Genomic DNA, 16812 nt, shown 5'->3' on the forward strand with positions numbered 1-16812 from the left:
AAGGGAGGAGGGAAACTACGCCGTCTTGATCCAGACGGCCTTCACGTTGAGATATTCCTCGACGTGCTGCTTGCCCGACTCGCGGCCATAGCCGCTCATCTTGTAGCCGCCGAAGGGCACAGCCGGGTCCATCGCCTGGTAGCAGTTCACCCACACCGAGCCGGCGCGCAAACTCTTCGCTACCGCATGGGCCTTGCTGACGTCGCGGGTCCATAGGCCCGAGCCGAGGCCGAAAGTGGTGTTGTTGGCGCGCTTGACCAACTCATCCATGTCCTTGAACGCGATCGCGGAGATGACGGGACCGAAGATCTCCTCCTGCGCGATGCGCATGTTGTCCTGGACGCCCGCGAACACCGTGGGTGAGACGAAGAAGCCCTTCGACAGCGCGCCTTCGGTGACGCGTCCGCCGCCGGCGAGCGCCTTGGCGCCTTCCTTTTGGCCGATATCGAGGTAGCCGGTGACACGCTCCAATTGCTGCTCGGACACCAGTGGGCCGATCTGGGTGTTTGGATCGAGGCCGTTTCCGACTTGCAGCTTCTTGCCGAACTCCGCGACGCGGCCGACGAACTCCTCGTAGATCGACTGCTCGACGAACAGGCGCGTTCCGGCGCTGCAGATCTGCCCCGAATTGGCGAACACCGCCATCGCGGCGCCCGGCACCGCGGCATCGAGATCGGCATCCGCGAATACGATGTCCGGCGACTTGCCGCCGAGCTCGAGCGAGACGCGCTTGAGGTTGCCGGCCGACGCACGGATGATCGACTGGCCCGTGACATGCGAGCCGGTGAAGGCGACCTTGTCGACGTCATGGTGCGAGGCGAGCGCCGCGCCCGCGGTCTCGCCATAGCCGGGAACGACGTTGATGACGCCGGGCGGCACGCCCGCTTCCATCGCAAGCTCGGCGATGCGCAGCGAGGTCAGCGGCGCTTCTTCGGCAGGCTTGAGCACCACCGTGCAGCCGGTCGCGATCGCCGGACCGATCTTCCAGATCGTCGCCGTCAGCGGCCCGTTCCAGGGGATGATGGCGCCGACGACACCGACCGGCTCCTTCAGCGTGTAGGAGAAGATCTCGCCCGGCAGCGAGTTCTCGATGGTCTCGCCATGGATCGCGGTGGTTTGGCCGGCGTAGTAACGCAGCATGCCGATGGCGCGCAGGCGATAGGCGCGGGTCCGGCTGACCGGGGCCCCCATGTCGAGCGTGTCGAGTTGCGACAATTCGTCGAAATTCTTCTCGACGAGATCGGCGAGCTTGAGCAGTAGGTTCTGCCGCTCGAACGGCTTGACCTTGCTCCAGGGTCCTTCGAAGGCGCGGCGGGCCGCGGCGACCGCACGGTCGATGTCTTCCTTGTCCCCCTCGGCGACGGTTGCGAGCAGCTCGCCGGTGGCGGGATTGCGGGTTTCGAAGCGCTTGCCTGAGGCAGCGTCGACCCACTTCCCGTCGACCAGCATCTGCTTGTAGGACCCGTTCGCGAATGGATGGCGCGTGATCGGAATAGCCTGCGACACAGCCATGGCTGCACTCCCTGTCAGGTGATTGATTGGTTCGATCTGGGCGCGATCGTTCGTCCCACAAAATACAGCGGCGCCGGAGAGGCGTAAAGGCGGCGCGGAGCGAAGACCTCCCATGCCGAGTTGTGCAGGGTCGCACGAGACACGTGCTATAACGCGGCGGAACGCAACGTAGCTTCGCCGGAGGCCGCCATGTCACATCCCGCCATCATCAAAGACAACGTTGCCGTGATCACAGGAGGCGCGTCCGGGATCGGATTTGCCGCCGCCGCGGCGTTTGCGCGCACCGGCATGAAGCTGTGCATCGCCGATGTCGATCAGGTGCGGCTGGCCGAGGCCGCAACAAAACTCTCATCCATCGCAGGTGCTGCGAATGTGATGACGTTTGCCGCCGATGTCAGCAAGGCCGAGAGCGTGACGGAACTCGAACATGCCGTAGGCGAACGCTTCGGCGGCACCGATATCTTGATGAACAATGCCGGCATCCAGCCCGGCAGCACATTGTTCGCCGGGCCGGACAATTGGCAGCGCATCATCGGCGTCAACATGTGGGGCATCATCAACGGCTCGCGCATCTTCGCACCTGGCATGATCGCGCGCGGTAAACCAGGCCTCATCATCAACACCGGATCGAAGCAAGGCATCACCACCCCGCCGGGCGATCCCGCCTACAATGTCTCCAAGGCCGGCGTGAAAGCTTTTACGGAAGCGCTCCAGCACGAGCTGCGTAACACGAAGGACTGCCACATCACCGCGCATCTGCTCATCCCCGGTTTCGTCTTCACCGGCCTCACCGCGAAAGGCCGCACCGAGAAGCCCGCAGGCGCCTGGACGCCGGAGCAGACCGTCGACTTCATGCTGGCGCGGATCGAGGCCGGCGACTTCTACATCCTGTGCCCGGACAACGACGTGCCGCGCGCACTCGACGAGAAGCGCATGCTGTGGGCCGCCGGCGACATCATCGAGAACCGCCCGCCGCTGTCGCGGTGGCACCCGGATTACGCCGATGCGTTCAAGACGTTTGTGGAGGGCGACTGACTATCAGACCCTCATGCTGAGGAGCTGGAGCGCGACAGCACGGTGAGATCAGATAACCCGCTTACAGCGTCTCTTGCTTGTGCCCGCAATCCTTGCAGGCGTACTTGACGCGCGTCTGGCCCTTTTCCGCCTGCACCCGGTTCGGCGCGCCGCACTTGCCGCAGACGGCCTCGATGCGGGTGGTGCCCTGCTTGACGACGATGGTTCTCTTTTCCATCGATTCGCGGATCAGGCGCTCGGCCTCCTCACGCAACGATTGTTTCGACAATGCTCGTCTCCGCCTCTGGAAAGCGCGAGAGCCATATCGCACCTGCGTTCAAATCACAATCGGCAAAGCCTGCTCTGACCTGGACAACCAGGTAACAAGCCTCAGCATGTAAAGGATCTCGGCAACATATGAGCACAACACCCGCCATCATGGTTCGACTGCATTTTGCGGGCGATGCCACGATTGTTGCAAATGACCGGAGATACGGCGGGGGCGGATGCTCAGCATCAGCCGCCGCCATACAGCGCTCCTCTTCCGCGCCTCTCTCCTCAAGCCGCCTTGGACACCTCCATCAGCAGCCGCTCGGCCTTGGCGTCCTCGATGCGGTTCACGAGGCGGCTGCTCTCGTGATTGTCGCGCACGGTCTTGGTCAGCGTGATGCAGGTCTGGATCAGCATGACGATGCCCATGGTGAGATAGCCCTTCATCCAGAGGTCGATCGGCAGGAAGAAGATGCCGATGCCGACGAGGAAAGCCGAGGCTGCGAAGGACGCGTAAGTGAAGCTCACCCAAGCGCTGCTGTGCGGCTGGCCGTTCTGGTTCATGGTGGTCTCCTGTTGTTCGAATGATGATTGGTTCGGGAAGTTGGGGTTGAGATCAGGCAGTCGGCATGCGCTTGGACTTCAGCCGCGCCAGCACATCGTCTGCCGTCGTCTTGAGCCGCGGGCCAAAGCCCTGTTCGGCGAGTCTCTCGGCAGTGGCGAGCGGACCGGTGGTCGCGTCGAGCTCCACCAGGGCATCGTCGGCGGCCTGGGCCTCCATCTGCCGCTCGCGCAAACGCCTCAACGTGCCCTCCGCCTCCGGCAGCGTGGATTCGTAGGGTCGTGCAGCCTCGATGCCACTGCGACGAAGCGAGCGCACCGCTTCCGATGCGCGGGCAATGCGGCGGCCGCGATCGAGCTCGGTGATGCGAGCCTGCGCGCTGGCGACATGGCGCTTCAACCGCACGATCTCGGTCGCGAACAGCGCGCGTGCCGTCATCAACGCATCGCGATCGGCCTCAAGGCTCGCGATGGCTTCCGCCGCGTCCTTGGCGAGGTCGTCGCGGCCACCGTCGAGCGCCGCAACGGCGCGGGTCTCGAGATCGGCGATGCGGGCATTCGTCGCTTCGAGCTTGCGGCCCTCCTGCTGGTCCTGCGCGATCGCCAGCGCCAGCGTGCGCTTGCTGCGCTCGACGGCCGCGGTCGCATCACGCATCTGCTGATCGAGGATGAGTAGGGCGGTCCGGTCTTCCAGCTCCTCGCCCGCAGCGGCCACGCTGCCGCGGAAAAGGGTCACCACGGTCTTGAACATTTGTTGCTCCCTGTTATGAGCGTTGCTCACATATGCTTTCTAGCATATCTTGAGTTGCTCAAGAAATTTATGAGCGACGCTCACGAACTTGGTAGGCGATGTCTAAGATCTTGGAACGTCGAGAGAAATTGCGATCAGACCTAGTTCTTGCGGCGGAACGAATGATCGCTGAACGGGGATTGGCTGGCCTGAAGACCCGGGATCTCGCCCGCGAGATCGGCTGCGCCAATGGCGCGGTCTACAATCTCGTCGCCGACGTCGACGAATTGATCCTGCGCGTCGGCTCGCGCACATTGCTTCGGCTCGACAAGGCGCTCAGCGCCGCTGAGAGCGCGGGCGAGCCATCGCCACAAGAAGCCCTGGTCCGCATCGCGATCGCCTATTGTGATTTTGCCGCGGAAAATCTCCAGCTCTGGCGCGCGCTGTTCGAGCACCGCATGGAGGCCGACAAGATCGTCCCGGACTGGTCGATCGAGGACCAGATGCAGCTGTTCCGCCACATCTACCAGCCGCTGTCCGCGCTGCTTCCAAAGCGCAGCCCGGAAGAACTGAGCATCACCGCGCGCAGCCTGTTCTCGGCGGTCCATGGCATGGTGGCGCTGGGGTTGGAACAGAAGCTGGTCGCCGTACCCCTGCCGGCGCTGCGCAAGGAAATCGCAGGCCTCGTACGCGCAATGCTGGTTGGGCTAGTCGCCCTCGCAGAGTAGAGGCAGCGGCGAAACCGTTGGCGGTGGCTGACTAAAATTTCGCCTGTCGCATCGCGATTGCCGCGCTTAGCCTTCACGGAGCCCTATCCCCTCGCCCCACCCCGGAGTTCTCTATGCCCCTCCTCGTCCGCGGCGGCACCGTCGTCAATCACGATTGTTCGCGCCGTGCTGACGTGCTGATCGACGGCGAGGCCATCGTCGCGGTCGGGGCCTCACTCGATGCACCCGCGGGCGCTGAAGTGATTGACGCCGGCGGCGCCTACGTCATCCCGGGCGGCATCGATCCGCATACCCATCTCGAAATGCCGTTCATGGGCACCGTCACCGCCGACGATTTCGAATCGGGAACCAAAGCGGCGCTCGCTGGCGGCACCACGATGGTGGTGGATTTCTGCCTGCCCGATCACGGCCAGTCGATGCTCGCGGCGTATCAGGACTGGCGCCGCAAATCCGAGAAGGCGGCCGCCGACTATGGTTTCCACATGGCGGTGACATCGTGGTCGAAGCAAATCCATGACGAGATGGAGACCGTGGTCAAAACCTACGGCATCAACACGTTCAAGCATTTCATGGCCTACAAGGGCGCGCTCATGGTGAACGATGACGAGCTCTACAACTCGTTCGCGCGCTGCGCTCATCTGGGCGCCATGCCGGTGGTCCATGCCGAGAACGGCGACGTCGTCGCCCTGATGCAAGAGGCGCTTATCGCACGCGGCGTCACCGGCCCCGAAGGCCACGCTTACTCGCGACCGCCGGAGGTCGAGGGCGAAGCCACCAACCGCGCGATCATGATCGCGGACATGACGGGCACGCCGGTCTACATCGTGCACACCAGCTGCCGCGAAGCGCATGAGGCGATTGCAAGGGCGCGCGCGGCCGGCAAGCGCGTCTATGGCGAACCGCTGATCCAGCACCTGTTGCTCGACGCCGGCGAGTACCAGAACAAGGACTGGGATCACTCCGCCCAGCGCGTGATGTCACCGCCGTTCCGCGACAGATCGCATCAGGACAGCCTGTGGGCCGGCCTGCAAGCCGGCTCGCTCCAGGTCGTCGCGACCGACCATTGCGCCTTCACCATTGCGCAGAAACGGTTCGGCCTCGGCGACTTCAGGAAGATCCCGAACGGCACCGGCGGGCTCGAAGACCGCCTTGCGCTGCTGTGGACCGCGGGCGTCGCCACCGGGCGGCTGACTAGGGAAGAATTCGTCGCGGTGACTTCGGCGAACATCGCCCGCATCCTCAACATTTATCCGCGGAAAGGCGCCGTCGCCGCCGGATCGGACGCCGACATCGTGGTGTGGGATCCCAAGGCAACCAGGACCATCAGTGCCAAGCGGCAGATGAGTCGGATCGATTACAACGTGTTCGAGGGCTTTTCCTGCACCGGCGGATCGGCCGCGACGTTGTCCCGTGGCCGCATCGTCTGGAAAGATGGCGATCTGCGCGCCAAGGCAGGCGACGGCCGTTATGTCGAGCGGCCGCCATTCTCGCCGGTGCATCTGGCCAATTCGACCTGGAAGAAGCTCACCGCCCCGCCCGCGGTCGAACGCGGCGCGGTGACGCCGTAACACTCCTCGCCGCGAGATCAGGGCTATCGCTTCTGCGGCAATGTCTCGGGCAACTACAGCTTGAATCTTGGAGAGGGCTTAGGAACGAACGTCCGGACGTCTCGTTGTCGCGTATCTTTCCTTCCAGAGCGCGAGCCCTCCATGTATCACCACGTCAAAAAGCTGATGTTCACCGTGCGCGTCGACGAACCCGATCCGCGCTTCGGCAATATGCTCCTCGAGCAGTTCGGCGGCGCCAATGGCGAACTCGCGGCCGCGATGCAATATTCGATTCAGGGGCTGAATTGCGAGGACCCCGACCGCAAAGACCTCTTGATGGATATCGGCACCGAAGAGCTTAGTCATCTCGAGGTCGTCGGCTGCCTGGCGCGGATGCATCTTGCGCCTTCAAAGAACGACCGTCAGGCGGCGGAAGCCGATCCGCTCATTGCAATTGCCGGCGGCGGTGGCGTCAATCTGTTCAATTCGCAGGGGAATCCCTGGACCGCCGACTATCTCAAGATCACCGGCGAGCTCGACGTCGACCTGCGCAGCAACATCGCCGCCGAAGCGCGAGCCAAGATCGTCTACGAGCGTCTGATCAATTTCTGCGACGACGCCGGCAGCAAAGACGCACTACAATTCCTGATGACGCGAGAGATTACGCATATGAAGGCGTTCGCGCGCGCACTCGAAAGCCTGTCCAAACCGGCCTTCAGTGTCGGCCGGATTGCTCCGACGCCTGGCCTCGTGAACCAGTACTTCAACGACTCCACCGGCAGCGGTGACCACGGCGAAATCGACACCCGCGGTCCGTGGAACGAAGGCGAAGACTGGGTGTTCACCGAGTCCCCGGCACTGCAGTCCGCGGAGCCCGGCGCTGCCACATCGATCGTCACGGAGAGCTCGCCGCCCGTCGACGAAGCCGGCCTGACCGATCTTCTGCTTCACGAGCTGCGTGACATTCTCCATGCCGAGAAGCAGTTGACCAAGGCGCTTCCGAAGATGGCGCAGGCCGCGCGTTTCGATCAGTTGCGGGAACTGTTCGAGCAGCATCTCGCCGAGACCGAGAACCAGGTCGAACGCATCAACGAATGCTTCGAGCTCCTCGGCGAGAACGCTCGGGCCAAGCCTTGCAAAGGCATGATGGGGCTGATCGAGGAAGGCCAGGAGGTCATGAAGGAAGGCGAAGAGAAGGAAGACGCAGCCGCCGACCTCGCGCTGATCTCAGCGGCTCAACGCGTCGAACATTACGAGATGTCCGGCTATACCACGGCACGCAATCTGGCCCAGCAGCTCCGTCACAGCGCGGTCGTCGCTTTGCTCTCGAAATCGCTCGCCGAAGAAGAGAATGCCGATCTCCTGCTCAATCAGGTGGCGCGGTCGCTGATGTCGGTGGCGAAGATGCCCGCCGCACTGGAGCAGGCCGAATAGGAAGCCAGCCCAACGCGTGTGCGCACTGAGTTCAACCGCCCCCTCTACGGGGGCGGTACGCGCTGCTCCTCGTACTGCGCTGGCTGACTGGCTGTTCTTTGGCGAGTGGATCGCGCCGTCGATGACGCTCTTGACGATCGAACTGCTTACGTGCCGGTGCTGTTCAACTATGCCGCAATCGACCCTGCGCCGAACCGATCTTCTTGCGCAACCGCGAGCGGATTTCGACGCCTTCTGCACCAGCCGCCCGCAACAGGGTGGCACCAGGATGGGCTTGGCGATGGCACTCGCGGTAATGGCGAGCCATGGCGATCCGGCTCAAGCCGGCCGACCAGGGCCGCGGCTTTCGAACTTCAATTCCCAGTCGCCTATTCCCTGTAGCCTAGATGGCGAACACCCAGGCGGCGACGATGGTGCCGATGGTGACCAGACCGGCGATGGTCCAGCCGGCGGCATATTCCAGCTCCGGATGACCGGTCGCCCGCATGATCTCTGCCGGATCGGCGGTATGCTTCTCTGCCATGACGGCCTCGCACATTACTCCCCGCGTCCTATGTAAGTCGCATCAGCCGCAATTAGGTTCCATCACGGACGTGCGAGGAATGACGCAGCTAGGCTTGTTCGCAGAACCGCAGGAAGGGCCCGCTGGGCTTCGCTACACGGACGATTTTATCGAGGCGGCCAACGAGCAGGCCTTGATCGGCCGCATCGCGGCATTGCCGCTCCAGCGCTTCCAGTTCGGCGTCTTCGAGGGCAATCGCCGGGTGGCCTCGTTCGGCTATCGCTACGACTACTCCCTGCAACGACTGGCCGAGGCGGAGCCAATCCCGGACTGGGTGGCGCCCGTCGCGCGCCAGGTCGAGGCGTGGGCGGGTCTGCCGTCGGGCGACATCCGGCAGGTGCTCTGCACCGAATATGAGGTTGGCGTCGGCATCGGTTGGCACCGCGACAAGCCGCATTTCGACAAGGTCCTCGGCCTGTCGCTCGGCGCGCCCTGCAAATTCCGCTTTCGCCGCCGCAACGGCGACCGATGGGAGCGTCACACGCTCGAAGCCATGCCGCGCTCGCTCTACATGATGGACGGCGAGGCACGGTCGCAATGGGAGCACAGCATTCCGCCAGTCGAGGCGCGCCGCTATTCGATCACCTTCCGGACCATGAAGCGGGCCTGACGGGCGGTCCAAAACAAAAACTGCGAAAACAACCCCATGCACAGTAGAAAGCCGTTTCCGGCTCGAGGCTTTGCGGCGCTGGGCAACGGCTTGACAGATCGAGATAAAACGGCTGCGCCGCGCAATCGTCCCGCGGCCCGCCAACTTGCGTGCCAAGAGCGGCTGCAGGCCGGGTTGGATGCCCGTCCCGTGCCGACCGAGGTGCCGTGAAATCGCCTCAAGCCGAGCCAACTAATGGGGCGAATTGAATAGACAGGCCAAACCGGCAAGCCAATATGAGGCACGCAAGGCCGGCATCACCATGAAGAATTATCTGGCATTTTTCCTAACTCTGACCATGACCTCGGCCTCCGCGCACGGACCCTTGCCGGCGCGGCTGTCGCCGCCGTCCGATCTCGTCCAAGTGGGCCTCACCGACTCCGACACGACCGCCGGCGGCACCGCGCGGCTGTGCGAGCAGGTTACCTTCTCGCGCGGTTTGCGCTATGGCGAGAGCGAGGCCAATGTGCTCGACGTCGCGACCAGCGCGACCAAGGCGGATACCCCGCGGCCGGTGCTGCTGTTCGTGGCCGGCGACTCCTTCACCGGCGACCGCGCCGCGCCGGAGCTGGCTCGCCAGATCCAGGACCAGGCGATGTGCTTTGCCGCGCGCAATGACATGATCGGGGTCCGCGTGGGCTATCGCCTGGCGCCCGGCGCGACCTGGCCCGCCGGCGCGAGCGACGTGGCGGCGGCGCTGTCCTGGGTCCACGGCAATATCGACCTGTTCAACGGCGATGCCCGCGAGATCGTCGCGGTCGGCTACGGCGCCGGCGCCTTCCATGTCGCCACCCTGCTGGCGCATCCCGAGCTTCAGGCCGACCGCGCCGATGTGGCCGCCGTGATCCTGGTGTCCGGCATCTACCGTGCGGGCAAGGACGCCAGCGACAGCGAGAAGGCGTATCTCGGCAGCGACGCCAGCCAATATAACAAGCGCTCGGTCTTCCCCGGCATCCTCAATGTCGACGTGCCGATCGTGCTGGCCTGGGCCGCGGACGATTCCGCCGGTGTTGTGGCGCAGGGCGAGACCCTGAAGAAGACGCTCTGCGGCGCCGGCCATTGCCCTCGCAGCGCGCTGCTGCGCAGCCGCGACGGCATCGCGAGCGCCTTCGGCCTCGACGGCTCCGGCGACAGCCTCGCCGAGCCGACGCTGCTGCTGGTGCATCAGCTCGAGGCGCGGGGACTGCCGTAGAGGGCGTGACAGCAGGGCTGCCATTTCATTCGGTCCCTGCGCTGCGTTGAAGCGGGCGATCAAGCCATACGATCGCCAAACGCTTGACCTACACCAACCAGCCTTGGTGGGGATCGAGCCGACCTCTCCGGGGCCAACGTCGAGGTGCCGACCATGCGCGTCACCGGCAGACTATCCTTCGTTTTGATCGTCGCCTACGCCTCCCTCGGGGCGATGTCGCAGCAACGTGCGGAGCAACCCACGACCGACAAGGAAATCCGCATCGGCAATGTCATGCCGTATTCGGGACCGCTGTCGGAGTTCGGCGCCATCGGCCAGGCGGAGGCCGCCTATTTCGACATGATCAACGCGCGCGGCGGCATCAACGGCCGCAAGATCCGCTTCATCTCGCGCGACGACAATTCCGATCCGGCGACTGCGCTGGAGCTGACGCGCAACCTGGTCGAGACCGACGATGTGCACTTGATGTTTGGGTCGTTCGGCACGCCCGGCAATCTCGCCACGCGCTGGTATCTGAACGAGAAGAAGATCCCGCAATTGTTCGTCGCCTCCGGCGACGAGGAGCTGAGCCAGCCAAGCGCGTTTCCCTGGACCATGGGCTGGCAGCCGTCGTTCCGGTCGGAGGGGCGCATCTACGCCAACTACATCCAAGCCTATTATCCCCGGAAGAAGATCGTGGTGCTCTGGCAGAACGACCAGTTCGGGCGCATGCTCTACAAGGGCGTCCAGGAGGGCCTTGGCGATTTGAACCGTCATGTCCTCGTCGACATCGCCTTCGACATTGCCGACGAGCATCTCGAGGGGCACGTCTCGATTCTCAAGCGCGCGGGCGCCGACATCTTCGTCTTTCTCGGCGTGCCGTCGACGGCCTCCAAGGTGATCAAGCTGGCGGCCTCATTTAATTGGCATCCGGTGTTCATCGTAAACGATGCCTCCGCCTCGATCGCCAATGCAATGGCGCCAGCGGGCCTGGAGAACTCCGCCGGCGTGATCTCCGCGGCCTTTCTGAAGGATCCGAGCGATCCCGCATGGAAGGACGATTCCGCCATGAAGGAATGGTTTGCCTTCATGGACAAATACCATCAAGTCGAAAGCACGAACAACAGCGCGGCCGTCTTTGGCTACGCCGCGGCCGAGGCGCTGACGCTCGTCCTGAAGCAATGCGGCGACGACTTCTCGCGCGAGAACATCATGCGTCAGGCGGCGTCGATTAGGGGTCATCACCCCTCCGTTGCGCTGCCCGACATCAGGATGAATACCTCGCCCAATAGCTATCTGCCGATCAAGCAGATGCGGCTCGTCCAGTTCGACGGCCGCTCCTGGCAGCCTTTTGGCGACGTGATCGAGACCGCCTTCACGGAAGGCGCGGCGCGGTGAGCTCACGCGCACCGCTGGGCTACCCATCCCCGCAGAAGGCAGGCCTATCGCATATGATCTTGGCGGCAGCCACAGCGCGCGCCTCGACCGCTTCATAATCGCTCTGCGTTTTATGAGAGTCGCAACAGGCACCTTTTCGTTTGATCGCGAATGCTTAAGATCGGCGCCTTCCTGCATCCGCTCCGCCGGGAGAGACCCATGACCGAGACTATCCGCATCAGGCGCTTCCATGCGCGGCCGGTGATCGTGCCGATGAACCTGCCGCTCCAGACCTCGACGGGGGCAATCGCAAAAGCGCCGCTGGTGCTGATCGACTGCGAGACCGACCAGGGCGTGCGCGGCCACGCCTATCTGTTCTCGATCACGCCGTCGGCCTTGAAGCCGTTGACCGCCATGGTCACGGAGATGTCAGACCTCGTCGCCGGCGACGAACTGCTGCCGTTCGAGATCGAGCGCAAGCTGTCCCAGCGCTTCACGCTGCTGGGCCTCGCCGGCCTGCAACGGCTGGCGCAATCCGGCATCGACATGGCGGCCTGGGACGCTCTCGCGCGCACACGCGGCCTGCCGCTGGCCCGCCTGCTCGGCGGCGCGCCGAAGCCGGTCAAGGCCTACAATTCGAAGGGGCTCGGCCTCATGCCTGCAGGCGCGGCGGTGGATGAAGCGCACAAGCTGCTGGCCGAGGGTTTTCGGGCGGCAAAGATCCGCGTCGGCCGGCCCGATGCGCGGGAGGATCTCGCCGTCGTGCGCGCGGTGCGCAAGGCCGTCGGCGATCAGGTGACGCTGATGTGCGACTACAATCAGGCGCTGACGGTCACGGAAGCCATCCGCCGCGGCGAGATGCTCGACGACGAGAGCTTGAGCTGGATCGAGGAGCCGATCCGCCACGACGACTATTCGGGCTGCGCCCGCATTGCGGACGCGCTGCATACGCCGGTCCAGATCGGCGAGAACTTCGACAGCGCATTTGCGATGCAGTCGGCACTCTCCGCAGAAGCCTGCGACTACGTGATGCCCGACGTCCAGCGCATCGGCGGCGTCACCGGCTGGCTGCGCGCTGCCTCGCTGGCACACGCCGCCGGCATCGAGATATCGACGCATCTGTTCTCGGAAGTCAGCGCGCACCTCTTGTGCGTGACGCCGACCGCACATTGGCTGGAATATGTCGACTGGGCGGACGCGGTGCTGTCGACGCGCCTCGCGATCAAGGACGGCTTTGCGTTGCCGAGCGAGGAGCCCGGCAACGGGATTGCGTGGGACGAGGCGGCAGTCACCAAATATCTCGTCAGCTAATCGCGCCTACCGCGGGTAACGGCGCTCGGCGGCGAGATCGAGCTTGCGAAAGTCGGCGGGCTGCCCTTCGCGCGAATTCAACTAAGAGCTCGGGTCGTCGCCCTCAAGGGCGATCCCTTGATGCTGGAGAATATCTTCGTGGACGAGTGATGTTCATCTCCGAGGTCGAGTTAGCCGATGCCGCATTCCGCGATCAGGACCCAGATCGACTTCAGGGACGTCAACGGCGCGCACGTCGTCGCCGCTGGTTCACCTGGCTGATCTCGATGTGTGGAAGACGCGTCTGCGTGAGAGGCGCTCCCTTCACCGGCGCTCACCGGAGTCGCGCCGGTAGCGGAAGTCGCAATGATCGGCGCCTTGCATGATGGTCTGCGTGCGCGTGAGCGTGATGTCAGGGCCGAAGCCATCTGCTGTCGCAAAGTCGGCGGTGCAGATCAGGAGGAAGCCGAGCTCGGGCTCGCCGAGCGCCTTGTAGAACTCGGCATAGGCGCATCGTTTCACATCGAAGGCGAAGACGTCTTTCGACTGCTCGATGACGTCATAGGCGAGCGCGTCGCCGCGGGCATAGGTCTTGAAGGCGGACGCGACCGCCTGGCCGAGGTCTGTCTCGTCCTTGTTCAGGTTCTTCGATTTCCAGAATTCCTCGCCGAAGCCGCGATAGAGATCGCCGAGCGCCTTGCGCACCAGCGTGTTGGCGCGCGCCTCGCCGAGTTCGGCCTGCAATGCCTTGACCAGCGGCACCAGCACCTGCGCCTGGATTTTTGCCTGTTCGATGACGGACACGCTCATGGGCAGCCTCGCGTCTTGGATCAAGGCCGTAGATTTATGAGTGACGGTGAAGACCATCACCGCAGAGGATCTACGACTGCGGCAAGAATAGCCGCGATAGGGACGATTGGCTAACTTTCCGCAGGATAGACCAAGCTGCCGTCAGCCATGACGCGCCGCCGGATTCATCTCGGCCGGATTGACCTGCCCTGGTCCCAGAATGTGAAACACGGTTTCCCCGGCGGCGAGCAGATAATCGGTGATGATGCGTCGGTGACATCGCCACCACAATGTTTCCGCGCACATGATGGCGCAGCGCTGCGTCTGCCCGAGATCGCGCAAATGAGCGAGACCATGGTGAAAGGCCGCGCTCATGGCATGGTCCGCATAATTGTGAAAGCTGCCGTTCTGCCAGAAAGCATTGGTCTCGCGCGGCACCTCGCGCTTGCGGCTGCGCAGGCCGCCGAGCGAGGCGATATGCTCGTAGCCGATCGAAACGGCCGCGAGCGACTGCGGCAGCGTGTCGCGATTATACTGCGGATTGGTGCGCGAGCGGGGAACGGTGCGAACGTCGGCCAGATATGTGATCGAGCTGCCTCGGAGCAACTCGACGAATTCCCCAATCGAACGCGTGGCATGGCCGATGGTGAAGAAGGGATGAGCCATGGGGATGCCTTGCTCACCTCACGTTCGTCAGCTCTGCAACAATCGCAACGCCTTGCCCTTGTGCAGGGCGACGTGATCGGTCTGGTCGCTCTTGATCTCGTATTGCGGATCGTCCGGCGTAGCGTGTGGACGTAGCCCTTGTAGTCGACGTCCTCGGTGTGCGCGCGCAGGATACGGCCGCGCACGCGGCCGGCCTCCGAATTCCAACTGACGTGATCGCCGCGCTTGAAGGTTTTCGGCATGGCGGACCAATATCGATGGCATCGGACTGTTCCAAGGACACCCCAGCCCGTCTACGCTTCGCGTTAGGATACGTTGAATCGTGGCTTGCCGAGCCGTAGCTCGCGGCGATAAGCCCGCCTGCGCCCTTGGGGCTTCGGCGTGGCATCCTTCTCTCGCTTCGCGAGCGAAGGATGGTGGGCACGACAGGGATCGAACCTGTGACCCCTACCATGTCAAGGTAGTGCTCTCCCGCTGAGCTACGTGCCCTAGAGGTCGTCTAGATCGGGTGGGGTCCCTATAACGGCTCAGGGGAGCCTGTGCAAGGACGGAAGGGGGCCGATTCAGGCCGCCAGCATCTTGTTCACTTCACTGACCAATTCGCGCAGATGGACGGGTTTGGACAGCACCTTGGCATTCTTGGGGGCGTCCGAATCCGAGTTCAGGGCGACCGCGGCGAAGCCGGTGATGAACATGATCTTGATGTCGGGGTCGAGTTCCGAGGCGCGGCGGGCGAGCTCGATGCCGTCCATCTCCGGCATCACGATGTCGGTCAGCAGCATCTCGAACGGTTCTTCCCGCAACCGCTGATAGGCGGCCATGCCGTTGTCGTGGGACGAGACCTGAAAACCGGCGTTTTCCAGCGCCTTGACCAGGAAGCGGCGCATGTCGTTGTCGTCTTCGGCGAGCAGTATCTTTGGCATGGCAGGAAACGTCGAATCCCCAGAGGATATCAGCAGAGGTCAGTAAGCCCGACAGAGGGTAAATTTGGGGTGAAAATCTTAACCCTGAGACGGCTGCCACTGCCGGTCCCTTGTGAACCGGAATGCAGTTCGAATCAATCGAGCCGCCACCGCATCCCCGCCTCCCTGCCCGCACGGTTAAGACGTGTTCCAACGTCCATCGCATCTTTTCGCTTGGCAGAATGGTTGCGATTCCGGACAATGACGACACATAAGAGCCGCTCGATCGGCCGAATCAATGCGATCTGGACCACGCCAGATCCCGGCGCGAAGGGACGAAGCCTGAGAAGATGACCCGGTTTGACGGCGCGACGTCGCCAGCCTTCGAGATCGTGGAGCCCGCGCAATGGCGTGCCCCGGTCATCTTCAACTCGCCCCATTCCGGCTCGACCTATCCGGACGAATTCCTCAGCGCCTCCAGGATCGACCTGCCGACGCTGCGGCGGTCCGAAGATTCCTTCATGGACGAGCTGATCGGCCATTTGAGCGATCGCGGCTTTCCCACCGTGCGGGTCAACTTTCCCCGCTCCTATGTCGACGTCAACCGCGAGCCCTATGAGCTCGACCCGCGCATGTTCACCGGCCGTCTGCCGAGCTTTGCCAATACCCGCTCGATGCGGGTCGCTGGGGGCCTCGGCACCATTCCGCGCGTGGTCGGTGACGGACAGGAGATCTACCGCGACCGCATCCTGGTCGACGACGCGCTGGGGCGCATCGAGACGCTGTATAAGCCCTACCACCGCGCGCTGCGTCGGCTGATCAACAAGGTACACCAGATGTTCGGCACCGTGGTGCTGGTCGACTGCCACTCGATGCCATCGGTCGGCGTCTCCCGCGACGAGCCGCGCCGGCCCGACATCGTGATCGGCGACCGCTATGGCACGAGCTGCACGCCGCTGCTTCCCGACCGCATCGAGGAGACCATGACGGGGCTCGGCTATTCGATCGGCCGCAACAAGCCCTATGCCGGCGGCTTCATCACCGAGCATTACGGCAACCCCGCAAGCGGCTTGCATGCGGTGCAGCTCGAGCTCAATCGCGCGATCTACATGGACGAACGGCGGCGCGAGCGCGGTCCGCGCTTTGCGCAAGTCGCAAGCGACTTCGCCATCCTCGCCGACGTGCTGGCGGCCACGATCCCGTTCGGCGATCTCGGCCCGTTCCAGGCCGCAGCGGAATAGGCTTGGATTTCTCCCCGAACGATCCGTGCCATGAGCAACGGCGCGCGCGTTTCGCTGCGCAGCGCCGCGCGCTGAAAACGAAAGCAGACCCGGAAAGAAAAAAGGGCCGCTTCTGATGAAGAAGCGGCCCAAGTCTAGGGAGGAAACGCCCAAGGAGGGCAGCGGTAACGCAAAGCGCTACCGCACCGCAACAATATGCGACCGCGCCGCACAAAGTGCAAGGGCTTTTGAGCGATTTCCCATGCAAAACACACATGGCTCAGTTGCTTCTATGGAAACCCAGATTCACTTTCTTTAATAAGAGAATTCAATGGGTTGATAGATGTTTGCATACGAACGAGGCATGATTGGAACTAAGTTTTCAACGCT

At 63.4% G+C, this 16812-nt stretch carries 17 protein-coding genes, 1 tRNA gene and 1 pseudogene; 9 read left to right on the plus strand and 10 right to left on the minus strand.

The features are described from left to right. Positions 1 to 15: 15 nt before the first annotated feature. On the minus strand, positions 16 to 1512 hold the full coding sequence (locus tag IVA96_RS10750) for an aldehyde dehydrogenase family protein (RefSeq protein WP_247277660.1): 1497 nt from the start codon (positions 1510 to 1512) through the stop codon (positions 16 to 18). Positions 1513 to 1701: 189 nt separating this feature from the next. On the opposite strand from IVA96_RS10750, the gene IVA96_RS10755 reads away from it, so the two are divergent. Continuing rightward, entirely contained in the window at positions 1702 to 2547 is an 846-nt protein-coding gene (locus IVA96_RS10755; RefSeq protein ID WP_247277661.1) for an SDR family NAD(P)-dependent oxidoreductase, read from the plus strand. A gap of 61 nt (positions 2548 to 2608) precedes the next feature. On the opposite strand, the gene IVA96_RS10760 is transcribed toward IVA96_RS10755, so the two are convergent. From IVA96_RS10760 to IVA96_RS10770, 3 genes are all read right to left on the minus strand, one after another. Continuing rightward, positions 2609 to 2815, minus strand: a complete 207-nt coding sequence (locus tag IVA96_RS10760) for a hypothetical protein (protein ID WP_247277662.1) — start codon at positions 2813 to 2815, stop codon at positions 2609 to 2611. Positions 2816 to 3084: 269 nt separating this feature from the next. Next, on the minus strand, positions 3085 to 3360 hold the full coding sequence (locus IVA96_RS10765) for a YiaA/YiaB family inner membrane protein (RefSeq protein ID WP_247277663.1): 276 nt from the start codon (positions 3358 to 3360) through the stop codon (positions 3085 to 3087). 52 nt (positions 3361 to 3412) lie between these two features. Further along, on the minus strand, positions 3413 to 4108 hold the full coding sequence (locus tag IVA96_RS10770; protein WP_247417100.1) for a PspA/IM30 family protein: 696 nt from the start codon (positions 4106 to 4108) through the stop codon (positions 3413 to 3415). Positions 4109 to 4206: 98 nt separating this feature from the next. Between IVA96_RS10770 and IVA96_RS10775 the strand changes: the two genes are divergently transcribed. From IVA96_RS10775 to IVA96_RS10785, 3 genes are all read left to right on the plus strand, one after another. Then, positions 4207 to 4815: a TetR/AcrR family transcriptional regulator gene (locus tag IVA96_RS10775; protein ID WP_247277665.1), complete on the plus strand. Its 609-nt coding sequence runs from the start codon at positions 4207 to 4209 to the stop codon at positions 4813 to 4815. Positions 4816 to 4928: 113 nt separating this feature from the next. Next, positions 4929 to 6383, plus strand: coding sequence for a dihydropyrimidinase (hydA, locus tag IVA96_RS10780; protein ID WP_247277666.1), 1455 nt, complete (start codon positions 4929 to 4931; stop codon positions 6381 to 6383). A 141-nt stretch (positions 6384 to 6524) separates the two neighbouring features. Further along, positions 6525 to 7796 carry a DUF892 family protein gene (locus tag IVA96_RS10785; protein WP_247277667.1) on the plus strand — a complete coding sequence of 424 codons (1272 nt, stop codon included), beginning with the start codon at positions 6525 to 6527 and terminating at the stop codon, positions 7794 to 7796. Positions 7797 to 8178: 382 nt separating this feature from the next. Here IVA96_RS10785 and IVA96_RS10790 read toward each other — a convergent pair whose 3' ends face one another. Next, positions 8179 to 8319, minus strand: coding sequence for a hypothetical protein (locus IVA96_RS10790; protein ID WP_007597071.1), 141 nt, complete (start codon positions 8317 to 8319; stop codon positions 8179 to 8181). Positions 8320 to 8398: 79 nt separating this feature from the next. Between IVA96_RS10790 and IVA96_RS10795 the strand changes: the two genes are divergently transcribed. From IVA96_RS10795 to IVA96_RS10810, 4 genes are all read left to right on the plus strand, one after another. Continuing rightward, positions 8399 to 8968, plus strand: coding sequence for an alpha-ketoglutarate-dependent dioxygenase AlkB (locus IVA96_RS10795; protein ID WP_247277668.1), 570 nt, complete (start codon positions 8399 to 8401; stop codon positions 8966 to 8968). Between the two features lie 301 nt (positions 8969 to 9269). Next, entirely contained in the window at positions 9270 to 10199 is a 930-nt protein-coding gene (locus IVA96_RS10800; protein ID WP_346015515.1) for a carboxylesterase family protein, read from the plus strand. 153 nt (positions 10200 to 10352) lie between these two features. Beyond that, entirely contained in the window at positions 10353 to 11576 is a 1224-nt protein-coding gene (locus tag IVA96_RS10805) for an ABC transporter substrate-binding protein (protein WP_247277670.1), read from the plus strand. A 198-nt stretch (positions 11577 to 11774) separates the two neighbouring features. Next, positions 11775 to 12866: an enolase C-terminal domain-like protein gene (locus IVA96_RS10810; RefSeq protein WP_247277671.1), complete on the plus strand. Its 1092-nt coding sequence runs from the start codon at positions 11775 to 11777 to the stop codon at positions 12864 to 12866. A 303-nt stretch (positions 12867 to 13169) separates the two neighbouring features. Here the strand turns inward: IVA96_RS10810 and IVA96_RS10815 are convergent, their stop codons facing one another. From IVA96_RS10815 to IVA96_RS10835, 5 genes and pseudogenes are all read right to left on the minus strand, one after another. Further along, positions 13170 to 13655, minus strand: a complete 486-nt coding sequence (locus IVA96_RS10815; RefSeq protein ID WP_247417104.1) for an L-2-amino-thiazoline-4-carboxylic acid hydrolase — start codon at positions 13653 to 13655, stop codon at positions 13170 to 13172. Positions 13656 to 13796: 141 nt separating this feature from the next. Then, positions 13797 to 14300 carry a DUF488 domain-containing protein gene (locus IVA96_RS10820; RefSeq protein WP_346015513.1) on the minus strand — a complete coding sequence of 168 codons (504 nt, stop codon included), beginning with the start codon at positions 14298 to 14300 and terminating at the stop codon, positions 13797 to 13799. A gap of 27 nt (positions 14301 to 14327) precedes the next feature. Then, positions 14328 to 14542 (minus strand): annotated as a pseudogene (locus tag IVA96_RS10825) (DUF2945 domain-containing protein). 172 nt (positions 14543 to 14714) lie between these two features. Further along, positions 14715 to 14789, minus strand: a tRNA-Val gene (locus tag IVA96_RS10830). A 74-nt stretch (positions 14790 to 14863) separates the two neighbouring features. Then, a complete protein-coding gene (locus IVA96_RS10835) occupies positions 14864 to 15223 on the minus strand; it encodes a response regulator (protein WP_007597092.1) in 360 nt (119 codons plus the stop codon). Positions 15224 to 15552: 329 nt separating this feature from the next. Between IVA96_RS10835 and IVA96_RS10840 the strand changes: the two genes are divergently transcribed. Continuing rightward, positions 15553 to 16443 (plus strand): N-formylglutamate amidohydrolase, encoded by an 891-nt coding sequence (locus IVA96_RS10840; protein WP_247277673.1) that lies wholly within the window; start codon positions 15553 to 15555, stop codon positions 16441 to 16443. Positions 16444 to 16812: the final 369 nt, after the last annotated feature.

It is taken from the genome of Bradyrhizobium sp. 159 (genome assembly GCF_023073795.1).
In the GTDB taxonomy this organism is placed as follows: Bacteria; Pseudomonadota; Alphaproteobacteria; order Rhizobiales; family Xanthobacteraceae; genus Bradyrhizobium.

Excerpts from the sequence above, each read along its gene's own strand:
- IVA96_RS10815 (WP_247417104.1), bottom strand. The coding sequence starts at position 13,655 with ATGAGCGTGTCCGTCATCGAACAGGCAAAAATCCAGGCGCAGGTGCTG.
- IVA96_RS10765 (WP_247277663.1), bottom strand. The coding sequence starts at position 3,360 with ATGAACCAGAACGGCCAGCCGCACAGCAGCGCTTGGGTGAGCTTCACT.
- IVA96_RS10820 (WP_346015513.1), bottom strand. The coding sequence starts at position 14,300 with ATGGCTCATCCCTTCTTCACCATCGGCCATGCCACGCGTTCGATTGGG.
- IVA96_RS10785 (WP_247277667.1), top strand. The coding sequence starts at position 6,525 with ATGTATCACCACGTCAAAAAGCTGATGTTCACCGTGCGCGTCGACGAA.
- IVA96_RS10755 (WP_247277661.1), top strand. The coding sequence starts at position 1,702 with ATGTCACATCCCGCCATCATCAAAGACAACGTTGCCGTGATCACAGGA.
- IVA96_RS10840 (WP_247277673.1), top strand. The coding sequence starts at position 15,553 with ATGACCCGGTTTGACGGCGCGACGTCGCCAGCCTTCGAGATCGTGGAG.
- IVA96_RS10805 (WP_247277670.1), top strand. The coding sequence starts at position 10,353 with ATGCGCGTCACCGGCAGACTATCCTTCGTTTTGATCGTCGCCTACGCC.
- IVA96_RS10775 (WP_247277665.1), top strand. The coding sequence starts at position 4,207 with ATGTCTAAGATCTTGGAACGTCGAGAGAAATTGCGATCAGACCTAGTT.
- IVA96_RS10770 (WP_247417100.1), bottom strand. The coding sequence starts at position 4,108 with ATGTTCAAGACCGTGGTGACCCTTTTCCGCGGCAGCGTGGCCGCTGCG.
- IVA96_RS10795 (WP_247277668.1), top strand. The coding sequence starts at position 8,399 with ATGACGCAGCTAGGCTTGTTCGCAGAACCGCAGGAAGGGCCCGCTGGG.
- IVA96_RS10800 (WP_346015515.1), top strand. The coding sequence starts at position 9,270 with ATGAAGAATTATCTGGCATTTTTCCTAACTCTGACCATGACCTCGGCC.
- hydA (WP_247277666.1), top strand. The coding sequence starts at position 4,929 with ATGCCCCTCCTCGTCCGCGGCGGCACCGTCGTCAATCACGATTGTTCG.
- IVA96_RS10750 (WP_247277660.1), bottom strand. The coding sequence starts at position 1,512 with ATGGCTGTGTCGCAGGCTATTCCGATCACGCGCCATCCATTCGCGAAC.
- IVA96_RS10790 (WP_007597071.1), bottom strand. The coding sequence starts at position 8,319 with ATGGCAGAGAAGCATACCGCCGATCCGGCAGAGATCATGCGGGCGACC.
- IVA96_RS10835 (WP_007597092.1), bottom strand. The coding sequence starts at position 15,223 with ATGCCAAAGATACTGCTCGCCGAAGACGACAACGACATGCGCCGCTTC.
- IVA96_RS10810 (WP_247277671.1), top strand. The coding sequence starts at position 11,775 with ATGACCGAGACTATCCGCATCAGGCGCTTCCATGCGCGGCCGGTGATC.